2 protein-coding genes are annotated in these 2,306 nt (G+C 57.9%); one reads left to right on the top strand and one right to left on the bottom strand.

All coding sequences use genetic code 11. The features are described from left to right. Positions 1-145: 145 nt before the first annotated feature. Positions 146-595: a PaaI family thioesterase gene (locus WCA53_RS21925; protein WP_423915561.1), complete on the top strand. Its 450-nt coding sequence runs from the start codon at positions 146-148 to the stop codon at positions 593-595. Between the two features lie 6 nt (positions 596-601). On the opposite strand, the gene WCA53_RS21920 is transcribed toward WCA53_RS21925, so the two are convergent. Next, a complete protein-coding gene (locus WCA53_RS21920; protein ID WP_423915560.1) occupies positions 602-1,726 on the bottom strand; it encodes an aminotransferase in 1,125 nt (374 codons plus the stop codon). Between the last annotated feature and the right edge of the window lie 580 nt (positions 1,727-2,306).

The following is a 2,306-nucleotide window of genomic DNA, read 5'->3' as shown; positions in this document are numbered from 1 at the left end:
TAGCAGAAGGACTCAACGCTCTCCCCCCACTCGCCGCGAGCAGCACCCCTACGCCCTAGCCCCCCACTCGCCGCGAGCAGCACCCCTCGAGCGCCCCACACCCACCACTGGTATCATTATTTCGACCGAACGGGAGAACCCACTAATGAGCCTTATCGAAGAAACGGGCGCAGGCCTCGATGGCCTGGCACAACTGAAAGCGCTAATGTCGTCTGGACGCAAGCCAGGAATTATGGAGTCGCTCAAGTTCGAGTTTGTCGAAGTCGATGTCGGACGCGCCGTCTTTGCCGGCGTGCCCGACGATCACGCGTATAACCCCATCGGCACGGTGCACGGCGGCTATGCAGCCACGCTGCTTGATTCAGCATGCGGTTGCGCCGTCCATTCGAGGCTGACGGCCGCCCAAGCCTACACCACACTCGAATTGAAGGTCGCGTATCACAAGGCGGCCACGCGGGAATCGGGACCCCTGCGCGCCGAAGGCCGCGTGATTTCTATCGGGCGACGCGCCGCTTTCGCCGAAGCCACGCTGACCGATGCAAGCGGCCGCCTCTATGCGTCCGCTACCTCGACGTTGCTGGTGTTCGAGCGCTGATCAATGCTACCCAACATGCTCTTTTAAGAATTCAGACACCCTTGCCAGACCGGCCTTGAGCACGTCAAGCGTGTTCGCATACCCGATACGCACGTAACCTTCCATATCCAGTGCGCTACCGGGAGTGAACATGACGCCGGTCGCCTCGATAAGTTTCGTGCAGAATTCCTCCGACGACATCTCAAGCCGATACTTCAGCAGCGCGGTTGTCCCAGACTTCGGCTTGACGTAGGAGATTGCCGGTTCGCCAGCAACCCAGGCATCGAGAAACGCCAGATTGGTTCGCACAATGTTCTGATTACGCTCCAAAATTGCCTGGCGGTTTTCAAGCGCTATAGAGGCAAAATGGTCGTCGATCATGCCTACGCTGATCGTGTTGTAGTCACGGTGAATAGCAACCACGCGAATCAGGTCCCTGGGCGCCACAATCCAGCCAAGGCGCAAGCCGGCCAGCGAGTAGGTCTTCGACATGCTGCCGGTGCTAATGCCTCGCTCATAGATGTCCGCGATCGAAGCGGTATAGCCGTTGCCTTCCTGGTCGGTACCCCGATACACCTCGTCGCAGAGGACGTAGGCCCCGCACGATTGTGCGATCGCCGCGATTTTCTTAAGGAACGCAGCGTCCATTAACGATCCCGTCGGATTGTTCGGATTACTGATCGAAATCAGGCGGGTTGTGTGGTCGACGAGTGGCTTTAGCTCACCAAGATCCGGGAGAAAACCATTCTCTTCGCGCAGCTTGAGAATGCGCACGTCGGCGCCGTAACTCTCGGGGATCGAGTAGTGCTGCTGGTAGGTTGGAAGGACCGAGACGACGGAGTCCCCGGGTTCCACCAGCGTTTGATAAACCAGTGCATTTGCGCCGATCGCCCCGTGCGTCACAATGACGTTCGAGGGTTCCTGCGCGTCGTACATGCCGGCGATGCTCCGCCGAAGCCTGTCAGAGCCCTCGATCGCACCGTAAGTCAACTTGAGCGGGCGCAACTCGTCAAGGATGCAGTGTTGTTTGCCCGTCAGGTCGAGCAACTGGTCTATCGTCAGCGACTCTACGCAGGTCTCCGCCAGGTTGAACGTGCACTCGTTTTCGTAGCGGTCCATCCAGCGCTCGACGCCAAATTCCCGGATCTTCATGGTTCACTCCCCAACACACAACGACCTTCGAAAAAAGCGGAATCATGAGCTGTCTGAACGCTATTGCACGATCGTATAGTCACATGGCGGAAAGCGTGGTCGTGTTGTTTTTCCGTACGCGGAGGGGGTGATTCACGTGTCTTTCAACGCAGACAATTGCCTATATCGGGAACCGCACTTTTTCGCAAATGTGGATGTGACGACGGACACACGTCCTCTAGCGCCGGCAAGCAGGACGACGGCTTGCGCATTGGCGTTCGTTAGCGTCAGGCCAGGACTCGCCTTTCATCTAATGCGTAAGCGGTGCCGCCCGCTATGGCCGCCCGGAACAGGCTTCGCCTGGATCGCTGCCCTCCGGGTTTTACCCATCATCTAAAGTGCGCTTGGCCGCGCATGTTCGCCTGATCCGCTTGCACGACAGCAAGCGCGGGACATAAAATGGTGGCATTGGGATTTATGCAGTCAGCCGTCCATCGTCGAATTGAAGCAAACCGAAAACATCTAGCCGTATTGTCAGACGGTCGCCTTTACGGGCCTGATGCGCGGCGTTTTCAAATCTATCAAATGCCGAGGCGAGCGC

The organism is Caballeronia sp., assembly GCF_049581465.1.
GTDB lineage: Bacteria > Pseudomonadota > Gammaproteobacteria > Burkholderiales > Burkholderiaceae > Caballeronia.
The sequence above is the reverse complement of the archived record's forward strand: the minus strand, read 5'-3'. Positions and strand labels throughout refer to the sequence as shown.